The 20,637-nt window shown below is 70.6% G+C and carries 21 protein-coding genes; 15 read left to right on the forward strand and 6 right to left on the reverse strand.

The window, feature by feature from the left end; genetic code table 11:
- The first annotated feature begins 48 nt into the window (after positions 1 to 48).
- From ACZ4NB_RS07105 to ACZ4NB_RS07130, 6 genes are all read left to right on the forward strand, one after another.
- Positions 49 to 852, forward strand: a complete 804-nt coding sequence (locus ACZ4NB_RS07105) for an exodeoxyribonuclease III (RefSeq protein ID WP_467658930.1) — start codon at positions 49 to 51, stop codon at positions 850 to 852.
- 151 nt (positions 853 to 1,003) lie between these two features.
- Positions 1,004 to 1,210, forward strand: coding sequence for a hypothetical protein (locus tag ACZ4NB_RS07110; RefSeq protein WP_467658931.1), 207 nt, complete (start codon positions 1,004 to 1,006; stop codon positions 1,208 to 1,210).
- Complete coding sequence (locus ACZ4NB_RS07115) at positions 1,194 to 1,718, forward strand: DUF6879 family protein (protein WP_467658933.1); 525 nt, start codon at positions 1,194 to 1,196, stop codon at positions 1,716 to 1,718. The genes ACZ4NB_RS07110 and ACZ4NB_RS07115 overlap by 17 nt, the downstream gene beginning before the upstream one ends.
- On the forward strand, positions 1,708 to 2,550 hold the full coding sequence (locus ACZ4NB_RS07120; protein WP_467658934.1) for a helix-turn-helix domain-containing protein: 843 nt from the start codon (positions 1,708 to 1,710) through the stop codon (positions 2,548 to 2,550). The genes ACZ4NB_RS07115 and ACZ4NB_RS07120 overlap by 11 nt, the downstream gene beginning before the upstream one ends.
- A 290-nt stretch (positions 2,551 to 2,840) precedes the next feature.
- Positions 2,841 to 3,179 carry a glycine-rich domain-containing protein gene (locus ACZ4NB_RS07125; RefSeq protein ID WP_467658936.1) on the forward strand — a complete coding sequence of 113 codons (339 nt, stop codon included), beginning with the start codon at positions 2,841 to 2,843 and terminating at the stop codon, positions 3,177 to 3,179.
- Between the two features lie 47 nt (positions 3,180 to 3,226).
- Positions 3,227 to 3,892: a class I SAM-dependent DNA methyltransferase gene (locus ACZ4NB_RS07130; RefSeq protein ID WP_467658937.1), complete on the forward strand. Its 666-nt coding sequence runs from the start codon at positions 3,227 to 3,229 to the stop codon at positions 3,890 to 3,892.
- A gap of 76 nt (positions 3,893 to 3,968) precedes the next feature.
- Here the strand turns inward: ACZ4NB_RS07130 and ACZ4NB_RS07135 are convergent, their stop codons facing one another.
- The 3 genes from ACZ4NB_RS07135 to ACZ4NB_RS07145 all read right to left on the reverse strand — a co-directional run bounded on the left by ACZ4NB_RS07135 (position 3,969) and on the right by ACZ4NB_RS07145 (position 5,383).
- Positions 3,969 to 4,178 (reverse strand): DUF397 domain-containing protein, encoded by a 210-nt coding sequence (locus tag ACZ4NB_RS07135; RefSeq protein WP_467658939.1) that lies wholly within the window; start codon positions 4,176 to 4,178, stop codon positions 3,969 to 3,971.
- A gap of 169 nt (positions 4,179 to 4,347) precedes the next feature.
- Complete coding sequence (locus tag ACZ4NB_RS07140) at positions 4,348 to 4,557, reverse strand: DUF397 domain-containing protein (protein ID WP_467658941.1); 210 nt, start codon at positions 4,555 to 4,557, stop codon at positions 4,348 to 4,350.
- On the reverse strand, positions 4,526 to 5,383 hold the full coding sequence (locus ACZ4NB_RS07145) for a helix-turn-helix domain-containing protein (protein WP_467659182.1): 858 nt from the start codon (positions 5,381 to 5,383) through the stop codon (positions 4,526 to 4,528). Before ACZ4NB_RS07145 ends, ACZ4NB_RS07140 begins: the two co-directional genes overlap by 32 nt.
- Before the next feature lie 110 nt (positions 5,384 to 5,493).
- On the opposite strand from ACZ4NB_RS07145, the gene ACZ4NB_RS07150 reads away from it, so the two are divergent.
- From ACZ4NB_RS07150 to ACZ4NB_RS07160, 3 genes are all read left to right on the forward strand, one after another.
- Entirely contained in the window at positions 5,494 to 5,706 is a 213-nt protein-coding gene (locus ACZ4NB_RS07150) for a hypothetical protein (protein ID WP_467658942.1), read from the forward strand.
- Between the two features lie 311 nt (positions 5,707 to 6,017).
- Positions 6,018 to 6,494 carry a glycine-rich domain-containing protein gene (locus tag ACZ4NB_RS07155; RefSeq protein WP_467658944.1) on the forward strand — a complete coding sequence of 159 codons (477 nt, stop codon included), beginning with the start codon at positions 6,018 to 6,020 and terminating at the stop codon, positions 6,492 to 6,494.
- A gap of 241 nt (positions 6,495 to 6,735) precedes the next feature.
- Positions 6,736 to 7,911 carry a methyltransferase domain-containing protein gene (locus ACZ4NB_RS07160; RefSeq protein WP_467658946.1) on the forward strand — a complete coding sequence of 392 codons (1,176 nt, stop codon included), beginning with the start codon at positions 6,736 to 6,738 and terminating at the stop codon, positions 7,909 to 7,911.
- Between the two features lie 146 nt (positions 7,912 to 8,057).
- On the opposite strand, the gene ACZ4NB_RS07165 is transcribed toward ACZ4NB_RS07160, so the two are convergent.
- Positions 8,058 to 8,567 carry a stress protein gene (locus ACZ4NB_RS07165; protein WP_467658948.1) on the reverse strand — a complete coding sequence of 170 codons (510 nt, stop codon included), beginning with the start codon at positions 8,565 to 8,567 and terminating at the stop codon, positions 8,058 to 8,060.
- Positions 8,568 to 8,887: 320 nt separating this feature from the next.
- Between ACZ4NB_RS07165 and ACZ4NB_RS07170 the strand changes: the two genes are divergently transcribed.
- Positions 8,888 to 10,774 (forward strand): AfsR/SARP family transcriptional regulator, encoded by a 1,887-nt coding sequence (locus tag ACZ4NB_RS07170; RefSeq protein ID WP_467658950.1) that lies wholly within the window; start codon positions 8,888 to 8,890, stop codon positions 10,772 to 10,774.
- Between the two features lie 24 nt (positions 10,775 to 10,798).
- On the opposite strand, the gene ACZ4NB_RS07175 is transcribed toward ACZ4NB_RS07170, so the two are convergent.
- Positions 10,799 to 11,542, reverse strand: coding sequence for a MerR family transcriptional regulator (locus tag ACZ4NB_RS07175; protein WP_467659184.1), 744 nt, complete (start codon positions 11,540 to 11,542; stop codon positions 10,799 to 10,801).
- A gap of 283 nt (positions 11,543 to 11,825) precedes the next feature.
- Between ACZ4NB_RS07175 and ACZ4NB_RS07180 the strand changes: the two genes are divergently transcribed.
- The 4 genes from ACZ4NB_RS07180 to ACZ4NB_RS07195 all read left to right on the forward strand — a co-directional run bounded on the left by ACZ4NB_RS07180 (position 11,826) and on the right by ACZ4NB_RS07195 (position 15,626).
- Positions 11,826 to 13,355, forward strand: coding sequence for a flavin-containing monooxygenase (locus ACZ4NB_RS07180; protein WP_467658951.1), 1,530 nt, complete (start codon positions 11,826 to 11,828; stop codon positions 13,353 to 13,355).
- Positions 13,352 to 14,359 carry an alpha/beta fold hydrolase gene (locus tag ACZ4NB_RS07185; protein ID WP_467658952.1) on the forward strand — a complete coding sequence of 336 codons (1,008 nt, stop codon included), beginning with the start codon at positions 13,352 to 13,354 and terminating at the stop codon, positions 14,357 to 14,359. The genes ACZ4NB_RS07180 and ACZ4NB_RS07185 overlap by 4 nt, the downstream gene beginning before the upstream one ends.
- Positions 14,356 to 15,246, forward strand: coding sequence for an SDR family oxidoreductase (locus ACZ4NB_RS07190; protein WP_467658953.1), 891 nt, complete (start codon positions 14,356 to 14,358; stop codon positions 15,244 to 15,246). Before ACZ4NB_RS07185 ends, ACZ4NB_RS07190 begins: the two co-directional genes overlap by 4 nt.
- 149 nt (positions 15,247 to 15,395) lie before the next feature.
- Complete coding sequence (locus tag ACZ4NB_RS07195) at positions 15,396 to 15,626, forward strand: hypothetical protein (RefSeq protein ID WP_467658955.1); 231 nt, start codon at positions 15,396 to 15,398, stop codon at positions 15,624 to 15,626.
- A gap of 174 nt (positions 15,627 to 15,800) precedes the next feature.
- Here the strand turns inward: ACZ4NB_RS07195 and ACZ4NB_RS07200 are convergent, their stop codons facing one another.
- A complete protein-coding gene (locus ACZ4NB_RS07200) occupies positions 15,801 to 19,166 on the reverse strand; it encodes a S41 family peptidase (RefSeq protein ID WP_467659186.1) in 3,366 nt (1,121 codons plus the stop codon).
- A gap of 337 nt (positions 19,167 to 19,503) precedes the next feature.
- Between ACZ4NB_RS07200 and ACZ4NB_RS07205 the strand changes: the two genes are divergently transcribed.
- Positions 19,504 to 20,637 (forward strand): energy-coupling factor ABC transporter permease, encoded by a 1,134-nt coding sequence (locus tag ACZ4NB_RS07205; RefSeq protein ID WP_467658956.1) that lies wholly within the window; start codon positions 19,504 to 19,506, stop codon positions 20,635 to 20,637.

Consider the following 20,637-nt stretch of genomic DNA (forward strand, 5'->3'; position numbering starts at 1 on the left):
CCCGGCCCGACGAGAGAGTGGCGGCCGGAAAGGGAGAGGGCGAGCGTTGTGATCACAGTGACCTCCGTGAATGTGAACGGGCTGCGCGCCGCGGCCAAGAAGGGCTTCGTCCCGTGGCTGGCGCAGACCGAGGCCGATGTGCTGTGCCTGCAGGAGGTACGGGCCGAGACCGCGCAGCTCCCGGACGAGGTGCGCGAGCCCGCCGGCTGGTACGCGGTCCACGCCCCGGCGGCCGCCAAGGGCCGGGCCGGCGTCGCCCTCTACACCCGCCGCGAGCCGGACCGCGTCCAGGTCGGCTTCGGCTCGCCGGAATTCGACGGCAGCGGCCGCTATGTCGAGGCGGATCTGCCCGGGGTGACCGTCGCCAGCCTCTACCTGCCCTCCGGCGAGGTCGGCACCGAGCGCCAGGACGAGAAGGAACGCTTCATGGCGGCCTTCCTCCCCTACCTCGTCGACCTCCGCAAGCGCGCCGCGGCCGACGGCCGCGAGGTCGTGGTCTGCGGCGACTGGAACATCGCCCACCGGGAGGCCGACCTGAAGAACTGGAAGGCCAACCAGAAGAAGTCCGGCTTCCTCCCGGAGGAGCGCGCCTGGCTCACCGAGGTCCTCGACGAGAACCACGGCGGCTACGTCGACGTCGTCCGCTCCCTCCACCCCGACACCGAGGGCCCCTACTCCTGGTGGTCCTACCGCGGCCGCGCCTTCGACAACGACGCGGGGTGGCGGATCGACTACCACATGGCGACCCCGGGCCTGGCCCAGCGCGCCCTGAAGGCATACGTGGAGCGCGCCGCCAGCTATGACCTGCGGTGGAGCGATCACGCACCGGTGACGGTCACCTTCGACATGTGATGAGCGTCTGTGCCATGGCCCTCGCCGACGGCGGGGGCTCTGGTTTACCCGACAACGCGAATATCCGCGTTCCCGCATGGACGGCCGTCTCCCCACCCTCGTACGGTCGTGGTCGCCGGCCCGACTACGGCTTTCGACCAAGGGGGTTCACATGGCACGCGAGGAGTTGACCCGGCTTACCGGCAACGGGAGCGGGGAGTGCGGCAAGGACGACTGCCCCAACGTGTACCTGACGGCCTCCGGCTCGTTCGTCGTCCAGGGGGGTGTGTGCAAGGTGTTCACGCCGCCCGAGGGCGAGGGGCTTGTAGAGATCCCGGAATCGGTGCTGAGGGAGGCATTCCGTGCTCTTGGCTGGTGAGCAGTGGGCGGCACGCCTCGAGGGATTCCAACGGGAAGCCTGGCGCCTTGAGACGCTGCCGCAGTACCTCATGCCGCAAGAAGCCGACGAGCTTCAGGCGTTCCGGGACGGCGAACGCATCGACCCGGCCACGGTCCACAACGAGTACACCGACCGGCTGCGCCGCCAGGTCACCGAGGGACGCGTCCAAGGGCGCGTACACATCGTCACCCGACCGCTGTCCGAGTACCTGCGATTCGAGTTCGCCTGGTACTACGCGCCGCACTCGCTGGCCGGGGAACAGATCCGAATCCTCGACGTGACCGATCGCTCCAACCTCCTTGACGGGGTTCAGGACTTCTGGATGTTCGATCATTCCGAAGTCGTGCTCATGAACTATGAACCAGACGGGCGGCAGATCAACCGCCAGGTGTTCGGCGGAGATCCGGCAGGGTTCATCGAATACCAGCGCATCGCCGTGGCTGAGTCTGTGCCTTTCGAGGAGTACGTGAAGAGCCTTGACCTTTGAGCCGGAGCGGCTAGGTCAGTCCAGGTCAGACCTAGCGGAAGCACTTCGCAGCCTGCGGAGGCGAGCCGGGAAAACGCAAAGCTGGCTCGCCCGCCGGTGCAGCATGTCGCAAACTAAAATCAGCAACCTTGAAAGCGGGAAACTCACACCCGTCATTGTTGACGTGGAGCTGATACTGGAAGCGCTGGAGATCGAAGGCCCGGAAGCCTCGGACCTCCTGGCCTTGACTCGTACGGCGAACACAGAGTGGCAAGATCACTGGTCATCGCGGCGTCGGGGGCTCGACAAGAAGCAGAACGAGCTGGCCAGACTTGAAAGCGTGACGACCGAGTTCCGATTCTTTCTCCTGTCAGCGATTACCGGTCTGCTGGCCACGCCGGAGTATGTGCGCGCCAGTATCGCGGACGTCTCCGGAGACCAGTCCAAGACCATCGCGAAGAAGCTGGAGCGGCAGAGTGTGCTCTACGACGCATCGAAGTCGTTCACGTTCCTGCTGACGGAACAGGCCGTGAGGTGGCCACTGCTGCCACCTCTCGCCATGGCGATGCAGCTGGATCACTTGGCTTCAGTCTCTCGTATTCCGGGCGTACGGCTCGGTGTTATCCCTTTGGGCGGCCACATTCGAGAGATGCCGCTGAACACGTTCACCGTGTACGACCGTCGACTAGCCACCGTGGAAACCTGCACTGGCGCCCTGATACTCCGCGACCATCGTGACGTGAATGCGTATCGGGACGACTTTGAAAGGTACGAGCAGTACGCGGTGTTCGGCGACGGCTTCCGGGAACTCCTCTCCCAGTGGTCCACGATATTTACCCGACAAGGCGAATAAGCCTGGGATTCCGCCATCACTCGGAGGAGCATCGATATCCGATGAATCCGTCCGGAGAGGTAGCGGAGCGGTACCTGTGGTGATTCCCGGCGTATGAGACTCCCGCGTCCTCCCGTGATGGCGGCGGTGCCGGGCGGTAGGTCGAGTCGGCAAGTGCATCACTTCGACAGCGAGAGGAGACGCATATGGCAACAGCAGTCGAGACACGAGACCCCCGAACCTGTGTAGGCCCGGAAGTCTGGGAGCGTGCGGTGCGGCTCATCATGCGGGATCACCGCATGGAGCGGGAGATGGCCGAGCGCACCTTCGGTCAGACGGTGGCCTACCTGGTCACCTCGGCCGAACGCCCCGACGTGGACATGGGGCCGGCACGGCTCGTGGACTTCGGAGTCCACACCTTCGTGCTCGACACGATCAACTACACGGACTTCTGTCTCAAGCACGCGGGTCGGTACATCCACCACGTTCCGCATCTGCCCGAGGAGAAAGCCGGCCAGCCATACGTCCTCAAGGCCACGATCCAGGCCATCAGGGAGGCCGGTTTCGTCATCGACCGGGAACTGTGGAACGCCGAGGCGGCGGACTGCCATCAGTGCCACGCCTGCTGTTCGGACAGCCCTGTCGCCTGACAGGAGCGAGAAAGGCCCCGTGGCTCCCTCTCCTCCGAGGGGGAGTCATGAAGTATGAAGGGAGCGGCATGGAAGCGGTCACCGCGGTGTGGGAACGGTACGCCGCAGGCAGGACGCCAAGGCGGGCCGTCAACGCCGCTGGTGCTACTACCTGGTTGAACTGGACCCAATACCCCGACCACGGTCCCGACGAGACCCTGCTCGGGCCGGTGCGCGGGCGCCGGGTGCTGGAACTGGGATGCGGTACCGGCTGCAATCTCGCCCACCTCGCGACCCTGGGAGCCGAGTGTGTCGGCATCGACATCGCCCCCAGCCAGCAAGCCAAGGCGGAAGCACGCTGGGGGCACGTCGGCGGCCTCACCTTCCACACTGCAGAGGCGACACAGTTCCTGACCGACCACCCCGACAGCTTCGACGTGGTGCTGTCGATCTTCGGCCCCGTGTGGTTCACGGACCCGTCAACGCTCCTGCCGTTGGTCCGGAAGAGCCTGTCCCCGGGCGGAGTGTTCGCCTTCAGTCACAAGCCGCCGCGGGGTGACGAGAGTCCTGTGGGCCCACTCCGAGATGCGCGGGCGGTCTCGCGTTGGGACTGCTCGCCCCGCGAGTGGACGACGCTCTTGGCCTCGGCCCGCTTCACGAACATCATGGCGGACACCGTCGATCCGCCAGGTGGCGAATCCGAGGCGACGTTGCTGATGCGCGCCGAGAGGTGACAGGGCGCATTCCAGGGGCTCTTCTGCGTTCTACGGGCCACAAAGAAGGAGCTGGCGCACAGGGACGCCGGACTGGTCAGACAGCGCCGAACTCTCCGGCCTTGACGCTTGCCACGAAGGACGCGAACGCGTCGGTGGCGACGTTCAGAACCGGACCGCTCGGGTTCTTGGAGTCGCGGACGGGGACCACGCCGTGCGAGGCGACGAGGTTGGCGGCGACCTCGATGCAATCGCCGCCGTTGCTGCTGTAGGAGGACTTGAACCAGCTGGGGGTTTCGGTCGTCACGGGATGCCCTTTCGTAATCGGCTGATCAAGGCCACAGATGTGGCCTGAGAGGGAGCTTCGGCCTGTAGCTGATGGTAGGCCGTCAGTTACGATCGGTGCTGTTTGAGAGCCCCCCGCCGGGTGCTGGCGGGGGGCTCTTCTGCGTTCGCGCACAGGGACGCCGGACTGGTCAGACAGCGCCGAACTCTCCGGCCTTGACGCTTGCCACGAAGGACGCGAACGCGTCGGTGGAGACGTCCAGGATCGGACCGCTCGGGTTCTTGGAGTCACGGACGGGGACCACGCCGTGATCGGTGAGATTGGTAGCGACCTCGATGCACTGGCCGCCGTTGTTGCTGTAGGAAGACTTAACCCAACGGAGGGAATCGGGAGTCGTCACGGGGTGCCCTTCTTAGCTGATGGATCATGGCGACAGACGCCGTCTGGCTGAGCGCTTCAACCTGCATCTGATGGTAGGCCGTCAGTATGGTCGCCGCTGAGTCGCTTTCTCTGTCCAGTTGGCCTCGCTGTGCGGACTTGGCATAGGTCATGAGCTGCCGATTCGGCAGAGTCAACACGGTGACTGGCAGGTCAAAAGGACGATGCTCTGCCATGCCGAACGGGGCTACCTGAAGCGTGGTGTTCGGCTGCCTGGCGAACTCAATCAGCCTGTCAAGCTGAGGGTCCATGACGGCATCCCCGCCAACGGGCCGGCGGAGACAACTCTCATCTAGCACGGCCAAGATCATGGGTGGACGTGGGCGGGCAATCGCCGCTTGCCGCTTGGCGACGAGTGAGACCCGCTCATCGGCTTCGTCCTGTGTGATCGCCCCACGCATGACAGCGCCCTTGGCAAGTGCGGATGCGTAGTCCGGAGTCTGGAGCAGACCAGGAACCACGCCCACTTCGTACAGGCGGATCTCTACTGCGCGACCTTCGTGATCCACAAACTCAGGGAAGCCCTCAAGTAGTGCACTGCCCCGGGTTGCACGACACTGCCGCTGCAACTGGTCCCCGGTACCGAGCGCCTTGTCAGCACTTGCCGCAAAGCCGAGAGTTGGAGGACGCCGACCAGTTTCCACAGCCGAGATGTGCGTGCCGGAGCACCCCATCCGCCTGCCTAGCTCGTCCTGAGTCCAGCCGCGTTCATCCCGCAGCCTGCGTAAGCGGGCACCAAAACGCGCGCTCGGCGACTCGTCGGGCTTGAGATCCTTGCGATTCACCATCAGGCACCCCAACTCTCCGTTCAGATGGCGCAAGTTGAAGACATACCGACTGTAGGCCACGCTGAGTCACCCCGGTAGCGGAACCGCTACAGAGAGGCAAGGAGGGCGCCATGACCACCCCTGCCCGCACGCCCTACTCGGCGTGCGCCGAAGAGGGAGCGAACCTTGACGCCGCGCTGAAGGATCTGGGCATTGCCGCCCGGCCCAGCACGGTGCAGATGACGGAGGAAGGAGGCATGAAGGTCACGCGGGTTGCCCCGCCACTGCTCACGCCAAGCCAGACCGCCCGGCTGACCCGCGTGGTGAAGGCGGCGCGGCGGTGAGCGGCAACGGTCACCAGGAACGCCCCGTGTCGCTCGGCGAACCGTACGCCGACCTCAGCCCCGCCCCGGTCCCTGGCTGTGTGGAGTGCCGAGGGTGGGACAAGGAACGCCACGAGGCCCGGAAGCTGCGGCAGTTCGCTACTGCTGTCGTGGCAAGCCAACGGATCAGGAACCACGAGCGTGGTCACTGTGCCTGAGCGGCCCGGCCGGCTCGCTCTTCATCACCTGCACCCTCCTGAGCGGGACCACAGGCGCCGCGATCGCCCTCGCCCTCGTCGGGAACTCACCAGCACACCAACAACGGTGAAGACATGACCGTGACTGCCATACAGGAAGCCCCCGCACGGGCCGCGACGGACGCACGAGCTCTCCTCGGCGAAGACGCCCTTGCCGCCGTTACCGCAACGGTGCAGAGCGATAACGCGCCCATGGACAAGGACCGTGCAGCCCGCATCGTTGTCGAGGCGCTGAAATTCGTGGCCACAGCCGCCCAGTTCCCCGAGAGCCATATGCGCCCCTCGAAGCTGGTGGACATGGGATGGCACGCGCTCATCCTGCACACGGCGCGCTATGCCGAGCTGTGCGCCCGGCTCGGACGCTTCGTGCACCACATCCCCGATCAGCCGCCCTCAGCGCAGGTACGCACTGGCTCGTTGCACCAGACGCAAGACCTGATGATCCAGGCGGGCTACCAGCCTGACCTGACGTTATGGCGTCGAGCGTCAGGGGCTGCCGAATGCGAGGGCGGGCCGGCCCCGTGCTGCAAGTCCTGCGGTCCGCAGAGGTAGGCAGTCCCACTCGAAGCCCCGAGCACGAAGCGGGGCACCTGGACGCGCAGTCGGTGCCCCGTATCAGCCCGACGGCATGGGGAAAGGCCCTGTGCCGACAGCCTCAAGAGGAGGAAGCGTGAACGCAGTACTTCGGAACGACGGTGGCGACAAGCTCCCCGGCCAGCCGTACCCCGGTCCGCATCAGCCCCCGTCCCCCGACGGGGGCCCAGGGCAGCCGAACCCGCCCAAGGCTGTCTGAGTGACCGCCGACGCGCACAAAGGCCGTCCCGACCTCGCCGGGTTGGGGCGCGCCCTGATGTCTTCCGGGGCCCTCTCCTCCGACTGGGCCCCCACGTACGCGGCCGTTCCCCGCTCCACCGTGCTGCCCGACCTCATCTGGCCGTTCGACATGGAGGCCGGCCGGAGCGTGGCCGTGTCCAAGGCGGACGAGCCCGCCACGTGGCAGGAGTTCGCGGACTCCGACGTACCGATCGTCACCCAGTGGGACGACGGCAAGCACTCCGGCACCGAACCCGGCCGCGTCCCCACCAGCTCCGCGTCCATGCCCTCCGTCGTGTTCCGGATGCTCCAGGCCCTGGACCTCCACCCGGGTCATACGGCCTTGGAAATCGGCGCGGCCACCACCTGGAATGCGTTGCTCATGGCCCACCGCGCGGGGCCGGGGTGCGTGACCACCATGGAGGTGGACCGGGCGGTGGCCACGGCTGCCATGGCGACGGTGGAGCGGCTGGGAAGCCCCGTCCGGGTCGTCCACGGCGACGGGTTCCAGGGCTACCCGGAAGGGGCCCCGTACGACCGCGTCATCGCTACGTGCGGCCTCCGCTCCATCCCCTTCGCGTGGGTGGAGCAGTGTCGGCCCGGTGGCGTCATCGTGGCCCCCTGGGGGACGAACTACAGCCACGGCGACGCGGTGGCCCGCTTGGTCGTGGCGTCGGACGGGGAGAGCGCGTCCGGGAAGTTCACCGGGCCCGTGGAGTTCATGAAACTCCGGTCCCAGCGGATCTCGCCCGTGGTCCACAAGGAGTACGTCACGGGCAGCGTGGCCGACGGTGACGAGTCGTCCACGACCCTCACGGAAGGGGAGTTCGTCGGGGAGCGATTCGGCCCGGAGCGGTTCGTCCTGGGCCTTCGCGTCCCGCAGTGCCGGCACTTCGTGGCGGAGAAGAGCGACGGCGCCCGGCCGGTCTGGTTCTACAGCCTGAACGACCGGTCCTGGGCGTGTTGCATGTTCCGGGACGGGGACACCGCGCGCGTCTGGCAGTACGGACCCCGCCGACTGTGGGACGACGTGGCGGCCGCGTTCCGATGGTGGGACGGCCATGGGCGGCCGGACATCTCGCGGTTCGGGCTGACCGTGAGTGCCAAGGGCCAGCGGGTATGGCTGGACGATCCGGCTGACTCCTGGATCGTGTGACAGCGCCCGGTCCGTCTGCCGGTCCATGACGCTGTGAGGTGGGGCGCCCTCCGGGGGAGTACGAGGGCGCCCCGCTTGGGGGACGGCCCGCCCGGGTGGGGCGGGCCGTCGGTGCGGCCGTGGTGGTGGCCGATGGGGGAGGACGGTCAGGGGCGGGTGAACTTGACGTAGCCGCCGTTGTTCGGGCGGTCGAACCAGCCCTTGAAGGCCCAGTTGATGTAGCCGCCGTCGCCCTGGTTGGTGAACTCGCCGTCCTCGAAGACCCAGATGCCGTAGACGACGCCGTCGTAGGTGGCGGAGCCGTACGCCTTGACGCCGTTGACGTGCTCCTCGTAGGGCTGGCTGAGGTTGTGGACCATGACGTTGTACTGGCCGTTGCTGGCGTAGAACGCCGACTCCATCAGGTTCTTGACGAAGCCCTCGCGGTTCTGGGCGGTCTTGATCGACGACTCGATCTTGTTGGCTATGCCGAGCACGTCGACGTTGAAGTTGAGGTTGGCGTTGGCGCCGACGTCGACCGGCGAGTCGCCCGCCGGCGCCGCGGCGGCCGCCGGTGCGGCCATGGCGGTCGCCGGGAAGGCGGCGCCCGTCGCGGTGAGCGCGGCGCACAGGGCCACCGCTGCCAGGCTCTTCTTCACGATGCCCGTAGTGGACATGGTTCTCCTCCATGAGTGGGGGGTGTGCGACCTCTCCGGACCGTGGGGAACGGAGAGTCGGCCGGAGCGGCGGGAAGGGGTGGGCCGCCACGACCGGTACGGCAGTAATGCTCGGCGGGGCCGCTCATGATCGGCTCACGTGGGGCTCATGGGGCGGTTGCGCCCGATCGGGACTTGCGTTGAATTTTTGTCAACTCGGGGAGTATGTCCACATAGTGAGAGGGGAGCGGTGAAGCGGAACCCGACCTTCCTTCCGGTGGTCCTTGCAGACAGGGGGCGGACTGCAGGCGCCCGTTCGGCGTCATGAACTTGAGGGCACGATGGTTCAGTTGAAGCTGCTGGGGCCGGTGGAGTGCGAGACCGACGACGGTCGGCCGCTGGCCTTGGGGTCGGGGCGGATCCGTACCGTGACCGCGGTACTGATCAGCGAGGTCAACCAGGTGGTCACGCTGAGCAGGCTGATCGATCTGGCGTGGGACGAGGACCCGCCGGCCAGTGCGCGCGGTGTGGTCCACAACCACGTGCACCGGCTGCGGCAGCTGCTGGCCGGCCATGCCGAACTCGCCACCCGGGGGCAGGGCTATGTGCTGCTCGCCGATCCGTGCACGGTGGACGTCCACCGCTTCCAGAGCCTGGTGTCCGCCGCGCGGGAGGCCGAGCCGCAGGCCGCGGTCGCGATGCTGCGCCGGGCCCTCGGGCTGTGGCGGGGCGAGGCGCTGGCGGATGTGCCCGGCGACCGGGTGCGCCAGACCGTGGGGGCGGGCCTGGCCCAGGCGCGGGTGGCCGCGCTGCACGAGCTGGGCGCGCAGCTGGTGCTGCTGGGCCGGTACGGCGAGGTGGTCACCGAGCTGACCGCGTGGATAGCGGAGCACCCCCTGCACGAGGAGCTGACCGCGCTGCTGATGCGCGCCCTGCAGGCGAGCGGCCGGCAGGCGGAGGCGCTGGACCACTACCACCGGACCCGCCGGCATCTGAAGGACCAGCTGGGCATCGATCCCGGCCGGGTGCTGAGCGATGCCTACCTGGCGGTGCTCGGCGGGAGCGGCGCCGCGGCGCCGCAGGGCCCTGCCCGTCCGTCGGCCGCGCCGCCGCCCGCCGCGCCGTACGCCGTCGGCCACGGGCCGGCTCCGCTGCCGCGGGTGGCCCAACTGCCGCCCGGCATCCCGGACTTCTGCGGCCGGGAACGGGAGCTGGCGGTGCTGGACCAGCATCTGGAGCGGGTGCCGCGGCCGCACTGCGTGGTGTTGGCGGGCGCCGGCGGGGCCGGCAAGACGACGCTGGCGGTGCAGTGGGCGCACCGGCTGCGGGCGGCATTCCCCGACGGCCAGCTCTTCGCCGATCTGCGGGGCTTCGAGCGCCCCCCGATGCGGGCGGGCACCGTACTGTCGTCGTTTCTGCTGTCGCTGGGGGTCCCGGAGGCGAAGATCCCCGAGTCCGTGGCGGAGCGCGCGGCGCTGTACCGGTCGCTGCTGGCCGGGCGGCGGATGCTCGTACTGCTGGACAACGCGGGTACGGCCGAGCAGACGCGGCCCCTGCTGCCCTCGGCGCCGGGCTGTCTGGCGGTGGTCACCAGCCGGCGGCGGCTGAGCGGGCTGGTGGTCCGGGACGGCGCCGCACTGGTCACGGTGGGGGCGCTCGCCCCTGGTGACGCCATGCAGCTGCTGGGCAACGCGCTGGGACGGCAGCGCATCGAGGCGGACCCGGCGGCGGCCCGGGCGCTGGTCGAGTGGTGCGAACGGCTCCCGCTGGCGCTGCGGATCGCCGCGGCACGGCTGATGGCCCACCCCGAATGGCCGCTGGAGTGCTGGACGAGGAAGCTGGCCGACGAGCGCCGGCGTCTGCAGGAGCTGTCCGCGGACGACGCCGATCTGGCCGTGGAGGCCAATCTCTATCTCAGCTACCGCGCCCTGTCGAGCGGCGCCGCCCGACTCTTCCGCGTCCTTGGTCTGCACCCCGGCCCCAGCGTGGAGCTGCACGCCGCCGCGGCGCTGGCGGGGCAGGACCTGGAGCGCACCCGCCGCCATCTCGCCGAGCTGTGCGACGCCCATCTGCTCCAGGAGCAGGCCCAGGGGCACTTCGTGCGCTCGGAGCTGGTGCGGCTGTACGCCGCGCAGCGCGTCGCCTCGGAGGAGTCGCGGTCCGCCCAGGACCTCGCCGTGCGGCGGCTGCTGGACCACTTCACCCGGCCCCGGCCGGCGCGCGGCTGAGCCGCGGCCGCGCGCGCCCCGAGGTCAGGCGCCCGGCTCGTCCTTCTCCGTGTGCTCCCGCAGCCACTGCTCCAGCTCCCTGCGCACCCGGCGGTCCATGGCCATGGACAGCTCGGCCTCCACCACGCCCTTGGACAGCGGGCGGAGCTTGTCGACGGTCTGGGCTATGCGGTCGATCTCCCGGGAGTCGGGCAGGCCGTCCGCGCCGGGCTCCGGAAGGACGCCGGCCAGGAGGTGGGTGCGGATGAGGGTGGTGAAGATGTCGGCGAGGGCGTCGGCGTGCGCGCGCACCCGGCGGCCGGCCTCCAGGACGGCGGCCAGCGGGATCCCCTCGTCGACCAGTTCGGTGGAGGCGTCCAGGAGGCGGCGGCTGATGTGCACGAACTCGTCGCCGTCGACGGCGAGATAGCCGATGTCCAGGGACGTGGTGAGGTTCTCGGGGGTGATGTCCCGGCTGAAGTGGTCGGCGAGCTGCTCCGGGGTGAGGCGGACCGGGGTCTCCTCGGACCACGGGGGCAGCAGCGGGGTCTGGAGGCCCAGAAGCTCGCCGACGTCGCGCCCGGACTCGAAGGCGGAGAGGAGTTCGGCGATGCCGCCCAGGGTGTGGCCGCGCTCCAGCAGGGCGCTGATGGTGCGCAGCCGGGCGAGGTGGTGTTCGTTGTACCAGGCGATCCGGCCGTCGCGGCGCGGCGGCGGGATGAGCTTGCGCTCGCGGTAGAACCGCAGCGTACGGACCGTGATACCGGCCTCCTCGGCCAGCTCGGCCATGCGGAATTCGCGCGCGGCGGGGGTGTGGGCGGTGCGGGCCGGGCGCTCGTCCTGGGGGTTCTCGTTCGCTGCCACGGGGTCAGCCTATGCCGGGGGTGTGACGGCGGGGCGTGCTGCAACCGGCGGTAACTTCCTGGCGCCGGACCCCTACCGCTCGGTACGCGGCTGCCCTACTCTCCCCTCTGTGCCCAACTGTGCCAGTGATTGCTGGCGCGATCGGGCGGCCTGCGGCTGTCGGCGTCGTAGGTTTGCGGTGCAGAGCGTCGAACTCGGGAGGCGGCGGATGGCCGAGCGCGAGCGGGAGCATGTGCGCGTGGCGGTGATCGGATCGGGATTCGGTGGCCTGGGGGCGGCCGTACGGCTGCGACGCCAGGGGATCACCGACTTCGTGATCCTGGAACGGGCCGGCTCGGTGGGCGGCACCTGGCGGGACAACAGCTATCCGGGGTGCGCATGCGATGTGCCCTCGCATCTGTACTCCTTCTCCTTCGCCCCCAACCCCCGGTGGCCCCGGAACTTCTCCGGGCAGCCGCACATCCGGGCGTACCTGGAGCAGGTGACGGACAACTTCGGGCTGCGCCCGCACATCCGGTTCGACTCCGAGGTGCGCAGCCTGCGCTGGAGCAACAGCGAGCTGCACTGGGAGCTGGAGACGGCCGGCGGGCCGCTGACCGCCGACGTGGTGGTGTCGGCCACCGGACCGCTGTCGGACCCCAAGCTTCCCGACGTGCCGGGGCTGGACTCCTTCCCGGGGAAGGTCTTCCACTCCGCGCGCTGGGACCATGACTACGACGTGCGCGGAAAGCGCGTGGCCATGATCGGCACCGGTGCGTCGGCGATCCAGATCGTGCCCGCCATCCAGCCGGACGTGGAGCGGCTCACGCTCTTCCAACGGACCCCGCCCTGGGTGCTGCCGCGTGCCGACCGCAGGATCAGCGCGGCCGAGAAATGGCTGCACACCAAGCTTCCGGCGACCCGGGCGGCGCGCCGCGGACTGCTCTGGGGCATCAGGGAACTCCAGGTCAGCGCCTTCACCAAGCGCCCCGACCAGCTGGGGATGATCGAGTTCCTGGCCAGGAACCATATGAAGAAGGCGATCAAGGATCCGGTGCTGCGCGGCGCGCTGACGCCGGACTACCGCATCGGGTGCAAGCGGATCCTGCTCTCCAACACCTATTACCCGGCGCTGGCCCGGCCGAATGTGGATCTCGTCGCGTCCGGGCTGAAGGAGGTGCGCGGCAGCACCCTCGTGGGGGCCGACGGGAGCGAGGCCGAGGCCGATGCGATCGTCTTCGGCACCGGTTTCCATGTGACGGACATGCCGATCGCGCACCGGGTCACCGGCGCCAAGGGGACGACGCTGGCGGAGGAGTGGAAGGACGGGATGGCGGCGCTGCGCGGAGCCAGCGCGGCCGGCTTCCCCAACTTCCTGACGATCATCGGGCCCAACACCGGTCTCGGCAACAGCTCGATGATCCTGATGATCGAGGCGCAGCTGAACTACATGGTGGACTTCATGCGCCAGCTGGACATCCTCGGCGGCAAGATCGCGCTGAGCGCCAGGCAGTCCGCCGTGGACGACTGGACGCGCCACATCCAGCGGCGGATGGAGCGGACGGTGTGGAACACCGGCGGCTGCGACAGCTGGTATCTGGACGCCAACGGGCGCAACACCACCGCCTGGCCGGGGACGACCGCGGAGTTCAAGAAGGTGACCCGGCAGGTCGATCTCGCCGAGTACGAGGTGCTGCGGCCGCCCGGGGCCGACGCGGCCGGACGGTCCGCCGGAGCGCGTGCGGAGGTGGCCGCATGAGCCGCCGCCCCGGGCACGTCACGAGCGGTCCCTACGCACCGCCGGTGCCGCGCCGGACCACGACCGTCACCTCCGCCGACGGCTCCCGCATCCACGCCGAGTTCCACGGGCCCGAGCAGGCCCCGGCCGTCGTGCTGGCGCACGGCTGGACCTGCTCGACCGCCTTCTGGGCCCCGGTCGTCCGCGAGCTGGCCGCCGATCACAAGGTCGTCGTCTACGACCAGCGCGGGCACGGCCGCAGCCCGGCCGTGGCGCCCGCCGGCTACAGCACCCGTGCGCTCGCCGACGACCTCGTCGCCGTACTGGAGGCGACCCTGGAGGCGGACGAGCGGGCCGTGGTGGGCGGCCACTCCATGGGCGGCATGACGATCATGGCCGCCGCCGACCGGCCGGAGCTGCGCGCGCGGGCCGCCGCCGCGCTGCTGTGCAGCACCGGATTCTCCCAACTCCCCGCGGAATCACTGGTGTTCCCGCTGCGCGGCCCGGCCGGACGGCGCCGCGCGCACCGCCTGCTGCTGGGCTCCCGCGCGCCGTTGGGCCCCGTGTCGCCGCTCACCAAGAGCGCGCTGAAGTACGCGACGATGGGCGCCGGCTCCACCGCCGAGCAGGTCGAGGCGTGTGCGCGCATCGTGCACGGCTGCCCGCCGGGCGTCCGGGCCCGCTGGGGCAAGGTGCTGGCCGAACTCGAACTGACCGGGGAGATCGGCCGGCTGGCGGTGCCGACGGCGGTCCTCGCGGGCACCGCCGACCGGCTCACCCCGCCGGTGCACGCCCGCCGGATGGCCTCCGTGCTCCCCGACTTCCTGGGGCTGACCGAGCTGCCGGGGCGGGGGCACATGACACCCATCGAGGACCCGGGCGCGGTCGCCGGCCGGCTGCGCGCACTCGTCGACGACCACCTGAAGACGGCCGGCACCGGTGCCGGAGAAGCGGCGGCCGGCCCGGAGGTCCCCGCCCAGTCCCCCCGCGGCAAGCAGCGGCAGAAGAAGGAGCGGACGGCATGAGGACGAGCGCAAAGCTGGACGGCCAGGTCGTGGTGGTCACGGGCGCGGCGCGCGGGGTCGGCGCGCTGCTGGCCCGCAAGCTGTCGGCGCGCGGTGCGACGCTGGCGCTGGTCGGCCTGGAGCCGGACGAACTGCGCGAGGTCGCGGCCTCGTTGCACGGTCCGGCCCACCACTGGCACGCCGATGTCACCGACCACGAGGCCATGGCCCGGGTCGCGGCCGGGGTCAAGGACCGCTTCGGGAAGGTCGATGCGGTCGTCGCCAACGCCGGTGTGGCGACCGGCGGCCCGTTCGTCGACTCCGACCCGGTCTCCTGGAAGCGGGTGGTCGAGGTCAACCTGATAGGCAGCGCGGTCACCGGCCGGGCCTTCCTGCCCGTCCTGATGGAGTCCCGCGGCTACTTCCTGCAGATCGCCTCGCTCGCGGCGATCACCCCGGCCCCGATGCTGAGCGCGTACTGCGCGTCCAAGTCGGGTGTCGAGGCGTTCGCGCACTGCCTGCGGGCCGAGGTCGGCCACAAGGGCGTACGGGTCGGCGTCGGCTATCTGAGCTGGACCGACACCGACATGGTGCGCGGCGCCGACCAGGACGACACCATGCGCGAGTTGCGCTCCCGGCTGCCCTGGCCGTCGAACAAGACCTATCCGCTGGGCCCCGCCGTCGACCGGATCGTCGCGGGCATCGAGCGCCGCTCCGCGCATGTCTACGGGCAGTGGTGGCTGCGCGGGATGCAGTCGCTGCGCGGGTACCTGCCGGCCGTCATCGGGTCCGTGGGCCAGCGCGAGATCCGCAGGTTCGGGGACCGGTTGGACGGGATGCGGATCGGGCTGGTCGGTGCGGGCGGCGAGGCCGACGAAATGGCCCGCGCCGCCGAGAAACCGCGCTGACCTGCGAGTTCGCCTCCTGGAGCGGTCCTGTCCGGTTGCCGTGCGGGTCACGGAGGGTAGCCGTTCGTGATCGAAATGCGAGCAATGTCCGGGCGTGTCACGCTGTTTCGGGGCCCAAACCCCCCTACACCCCACTAGGAGTGAACAGTATGGGCATCAAGGACCAGTTCCAGGACAAGGCCAACGAGCTCCGGGACCAGGCGAACCAGGCGGCGAGCGGCGCTCGCGCCAACGGCCCGGAGCGCGGCAAGCGCGAGGAGCAGGAGCGCGGCCGGCGCCAGGGCGGCCAGGAGCGCGACCCGCAGCGTGACCGCGGCCAGCAGGGCCGCCGGACCGCTCAGGACGCGCTGGACGACGCCGAGGGTCGCTACCAGAGCTGACGCCACGTCCTGAAGACCACGCGCGGCGACGTACGCGCCAGGCGTGAGGGGCGCACCCGGTCGACCGGGTGCGCCCCATCGGCGTGTTGGTCCCCCACGGCGCCCGCGTCGGCCGACGGACGTGACGGCCCCGGGACGCACACGAACCGGCCCGCTCAGGCCCCCGCCGCCGCCTCAGGCCCCTGCCGCTCCCGCCGTTCCCGTCGCGCCCCCGCTCCGCGGCGGCAGTGCCGGCCGCCGCCGGTCCGGGACGTCCGACAGGTCCGGAGGCGTCGCCGCCGGATGCCGCTCCAGCAGCTCCAGCGCCGTACGCACCGCCACCCCCAGCGTCGGGTGCTTGCCCTCGGCCCAGTGCAGCGGGGAGCGCAGCGCCTCGATGTCCACCTCCACGCCGTGGTTCTCCACGCCCCAGCCGTAGAGCCGGAACCACGCCGCGTTCATCGGCACGGTGATCGTCGTCCCGTCGGCGAGCCGGTGCCGACCGGTCATGCCGACCACCCCGCCCCAGGTGCGCATGCCGACCACCGGTCCGATGCCCTGGAGCTTGAAGGCCGCGGTGATCATGTCGCCGTCGGACGAGGTCATCTCGTCGGCGACCGCGACGACCGGGCCGCGCGGCGCGTTGCCGGTGTAGGAGACCGGCTCGGCGTCGCGGGTCAGGTCCCAGCCCATGATGGTGCGGGTCAGCTTCTCGATCACCAGCTCGGAGATGTTGCCGCCGGCGTTGCCCCGTACGTCCACGATCAGCGCGGGCCGGGAGACCTCCATCCGCAGATCGCGGTTGAACTGCGCCCAGCCGGAGCCGCCCATGTCGGGGATGTGCAGATAGCCGCACTTGCCGCCGCTCAACTCCCGCACGACGGCGCGGCGTTTGGCCACCCAGTCCTGGTAGCGCAGCGGCCGCTCGTCGACCAGCGGGACCACCGCGACCCGGCGGGCGTGGCCGTTGCCCTCGGCCGGGGAGAACGTCAGCTCGACGGTGGTGCCGCCGGCCGCGGCCAGCAGCGGATACGGCCCTGCGGCCGGGTCCACCGGCCGGCCGTCGACGTGGGTGAGCGCCGCCCCGTCGCGGATGCCCGTACCGGCCAGCGGGGAGCGGGCCTTGGAGTCCGACGACTCGCCGGGCAGGATCCGCTGGACGATCCAACGGCCGTCCCGGCAGGTGAAGTTGGCGCCGAGCAGCCCCATCGCGCGCTGGTAGTGCGGCGGCCCCTCGTTGCGCCGGGCGCCGGTGACATACGCATGGGAGGTGCCCAGTTCGCCCAGCACCTCGCGCAGCAGATCGGCGAACTCGTCGGGGGAGGCGACCCGTTCGACCAGCGGCCGGTACTGCGCGAGCACCGCGTCCCAGTCGATACCGCACATCCGCGGCTCCCAGAAGTACGCCCGGATGATCCGGCCCGCCTCGTCGAACGCCTGGCGCCACTCCGTCTCGGGATCGACGTCGTGCAGGATGCGCCGCAGGTCCAGGTAGACCGTCGAATCGCCGTCCGCCGGCTCGGTGGCCGGCACCGCGCGCAGTTCGCCGTCATCGTTGACGACCAGCCGGGAGCCGTCGCCGCTGAGCGCGAAACCGTCCAGGGAGCTGGTGAGTTCGGTGCGCCGCGCCTTGGGCAGGTCGAAGTGTTCGAGGGTGGGCTTGCCGGAGGTGTTGTCGGGGTTGGCGAAGGTCTCGCCCAGCGCGCCGGAGATCGGCCAGCGCAGCCAGACCAGGCCGCCGCCGCTGACCGGTTCCAGGGAGGAGTACTTGGAGGCGGCCACCGGGAACGGCGTGACCCGGTTCGCCAGCCCCTCCACCTCCACCAGCACGGCCCCCTCGCCGTTCGGCGGCGGAATCTCGTCCGGGTCCAGACCGCCCGCCGCGGGCCGCCCCTCCGGCGACAGCGCGAAGGGGGAGGGGGTCGCCGACGACAGCGGTACGAGGTAGGGCCGGCAGCCCAGCGGGAAGGACAGGTCCCCGGTGTGCACGTCGTAGACCGGGTCGAAGCCGCGCCAGGACAGAAACGCCAGATAGCGGCCGTCGCGGGTGAACACCGGCTGCTCGTCCTCGAAGCGGCCGTTGGTGACGTCCACGATGTGCCGGTCGGACAGCCGGGCCATCTTGATCTGCCGCAGCGAACGGCCGATGCCCGGATGCGACCAGGTCAGCCAGCGGGAGTCGGGGGAGAAGGCCAGGTCGCGGACCGGCCCGTTGGTGGAGCGGATCAGTTCGGTGACGCCGCCGGGGCCGGCCGCCTCGTCCTCCTCGGACCGGTCCTCCTCGGTCGACCCCTCCTCCGGCCGGGTCACGTCCACCAGCAGCAGCCGGCCGTCGTGCGCGGCCACCGCCAGCCGCTCGCCGTCCGGTGAGGCGGTCATCTCGTGGACCCGGCCCAGTTGCCCGGCCGCCAGCCGGCGCGGTTCGCCCGGCGCGCTGGCCCGCGGCAGATTGGTGATCTCCACGGCGTCCTCGCCCTCGGCGTCGGTGACGTAGGCGATCCGGCCGCTGGAGCCGAGCATCTCGGGCAGCCGGACGCGGACGCCCGGGGTGTCGTGGATGGTCCGAGCCGGGCCGTCGCGGTGGGTGAGCCAGTACAGGCTGCCGCGGACGCCGACCGCGCTGGCCCGCCCGGTGGTGTCCACCGCGAGCGAGGTGACGTGCGAGGCGGCCGGGACCTGGTAGCTGCGGCGACCGGCCCGCGGGCCGCCCAGGCGCACCGCCAGCTTGCGCGGAACGGCGTTCGGGCTCAGGTCCTCGACCAGCCAGAGGTCGCCCGCGCACTGGTAGACGATCCGCTCGCCGTCGGTCGAGGCGTGCCGGGCGTAGAAGTCGGCGTGATCGGTGTGCCGACGCAGGTCGGTGCCGTCCGGCAGACACGAGTACACGTTGGCGACGCCCTCGTGGTCGGAGAGGAACGCGATCCGCTCCCCGACGAACATCACCGAGTCCAGATGCCCGTACAGATCCGGCAGCAGCCGGACGCCGTGCAGCCACATCCGGCCCATCGCGCCGCCCCGGTAGCGCTTCCAGGAGGCGGGTTCGTGCGGCGGGGTGCCGCTGAGCAGCAGCGTCTTGTGCTCCCCGGCGACATCGGCGACCGCGATGTCGGAGACCGGGCCCCAGGGCAGCTTCCCGCCCGGCCCCCCGTCGGTCGGCAGCTTGTACGCCCAGGAGTAGTACGAGAACGGCTGCCCGTGCGAGGACACCGCCAGGACGTGCCCGTCCGGCGTCCACCCGCACACCCGGGCGTCCGTGCTGCCCCAGTACGTCAGCCGGCGCGCCGGACCGCCGTCGACCGCCGCGAGGTGCACCTCGGGGTCGAGGCTGCGCCAGGTGGTGAAGGCGATCTGCCGCCCGTCGGGGGAGAAGCGGGGGTGGCCGACGCGGGTGCGGTCGACGGTCAGCCGCCAGGCGCGGCCGGGTTCCTGCCCGTCCGGGGCGATCGGGGCGACCCACAGGTCGTCCTCGGCGGCGAAGCAGAGCAGGTCGCCGTGCAGATGGGGGAAGCGCAGATACGAGCCGGGGGGTGCGCCGGGCGGTGCGTCGGGCGTGGTCGGCATGCGGCGCAGCCGGCCACGCGGCCTGCCCTTCGACTCCGTTCGCGGCCCGACGGCCTCGGGTGTATCGCTCACCCATCCATGGTTTCGGCCGGGGATAAGGGTGGCAACTCGGGCAGCAGGGTCTCGGACAGGGGCGGCCCGGCCCGCGAGCGCGCGGTGGGCGGCGCTCCAGGGGCCACCGCCACGCGGAGACCCGCAGGCGGAGACGGGTCTCTCGTGGGGGCGCGCATCCGCATGATGGGCGCTCTTGCGAATTGGTTGCAGTAGCGACGACGATTGGCCGGTTGCACCACCCCTGGCTGGTTTGCAGAGCAGAGCCCGAAGCGGAGAGCCCCAGATGCACGTACCCGATGGATTCATCAACGCGCCGGTGTCGGTGGCGGCCGGCGCGGTCGCCGCGGCCGCGGTCGCGGTCAGTCTGCGCGGTGCCCGCCGGGAGCTGGCGGGGGCCGGGCAGGGCGGCGCCGCGGCCGCGGAGCGCACGGCGCCGCTGGCCGGGCTGGTGGCGGCGTTCATCTTCGCCGTGCAGATGCTGAATTTCCCGGTCGCGGCCGGTACGAGCGGGCATCTGCTGGGCGGGGCGCTGGCCGCGATACTCGTCGGCCCCTGCACCGGCGTGCTCTGCGTCTCGGTCGTGCTGCTGATGCAGGGGGTGCTGTTCGCCGACGGCGGGCTGACCGCGCTGGGTGTCAACATCACCGACATGGCGATCGTGACGACCGTGGTCGCCTACGCCCTGTTCCGGGGTCTGGTGAAGGTGCTGCCCCGGCGGCGGCGCTCGATCACCGTCGCCTCGTTCGTCTCGGCGCTGGTCTCGGTGCCGGCCGCCGCGGTCGCCTTCACCGCCCTCTACGCGCTCGGCGGGACCGCGGACGTGTCGATCGGCAAGGTCTTCACCGCCATGGTCGGCGTCCACGTACTGATCGGGATCGGCGAGGCCGTGATCACCGCGCTGACGGTCGGGGCCGTCATCGCGGTACGGCCCGATCTCGTCTACGGCGCGCGCGGGCTGACCAAGCCGCTGGAGCTGCGGACCTCGCCGCTGTCGTCCCCGGGCGCCGCCGAGCCGGCGGCGGCGGCCACGGCCGCACCCGCCGACGACGCCGCACCCGCCCCCACGGCTCCTGCCGCCCCGCGCCGTTCGACCCGCACCGTCTGGCTGTCCGGGATCGCCGCCGCCCTGGTGTGCGCCGGTGGCGTCAGCTACTACGCCTCCGCCAGCCCCGACGGCCTGGAGAAGGTCGCCCACGACCAGGGCATCGACGCCAAGGCCAAGGACCACGCCGCCAAGGACTCGCCGCTCGCCGACTACAGCGTCAAGGACATCGCCGACCCGCGGCTGTCCGGCGGCCTGGCCGGTGTCATCGGGGTGGGCGCGACGCTGGCGGTGGGCACCGGGGTGTTCGTGGTCCTGCGCCGCCGCAAGGGCACCGCCGCCCGGCCGGCCGCCCGGCAGACGGAGAACGTCTGA

This window comes from Streptomyces sp. NPDC026575, assembly GCF_055567415.1.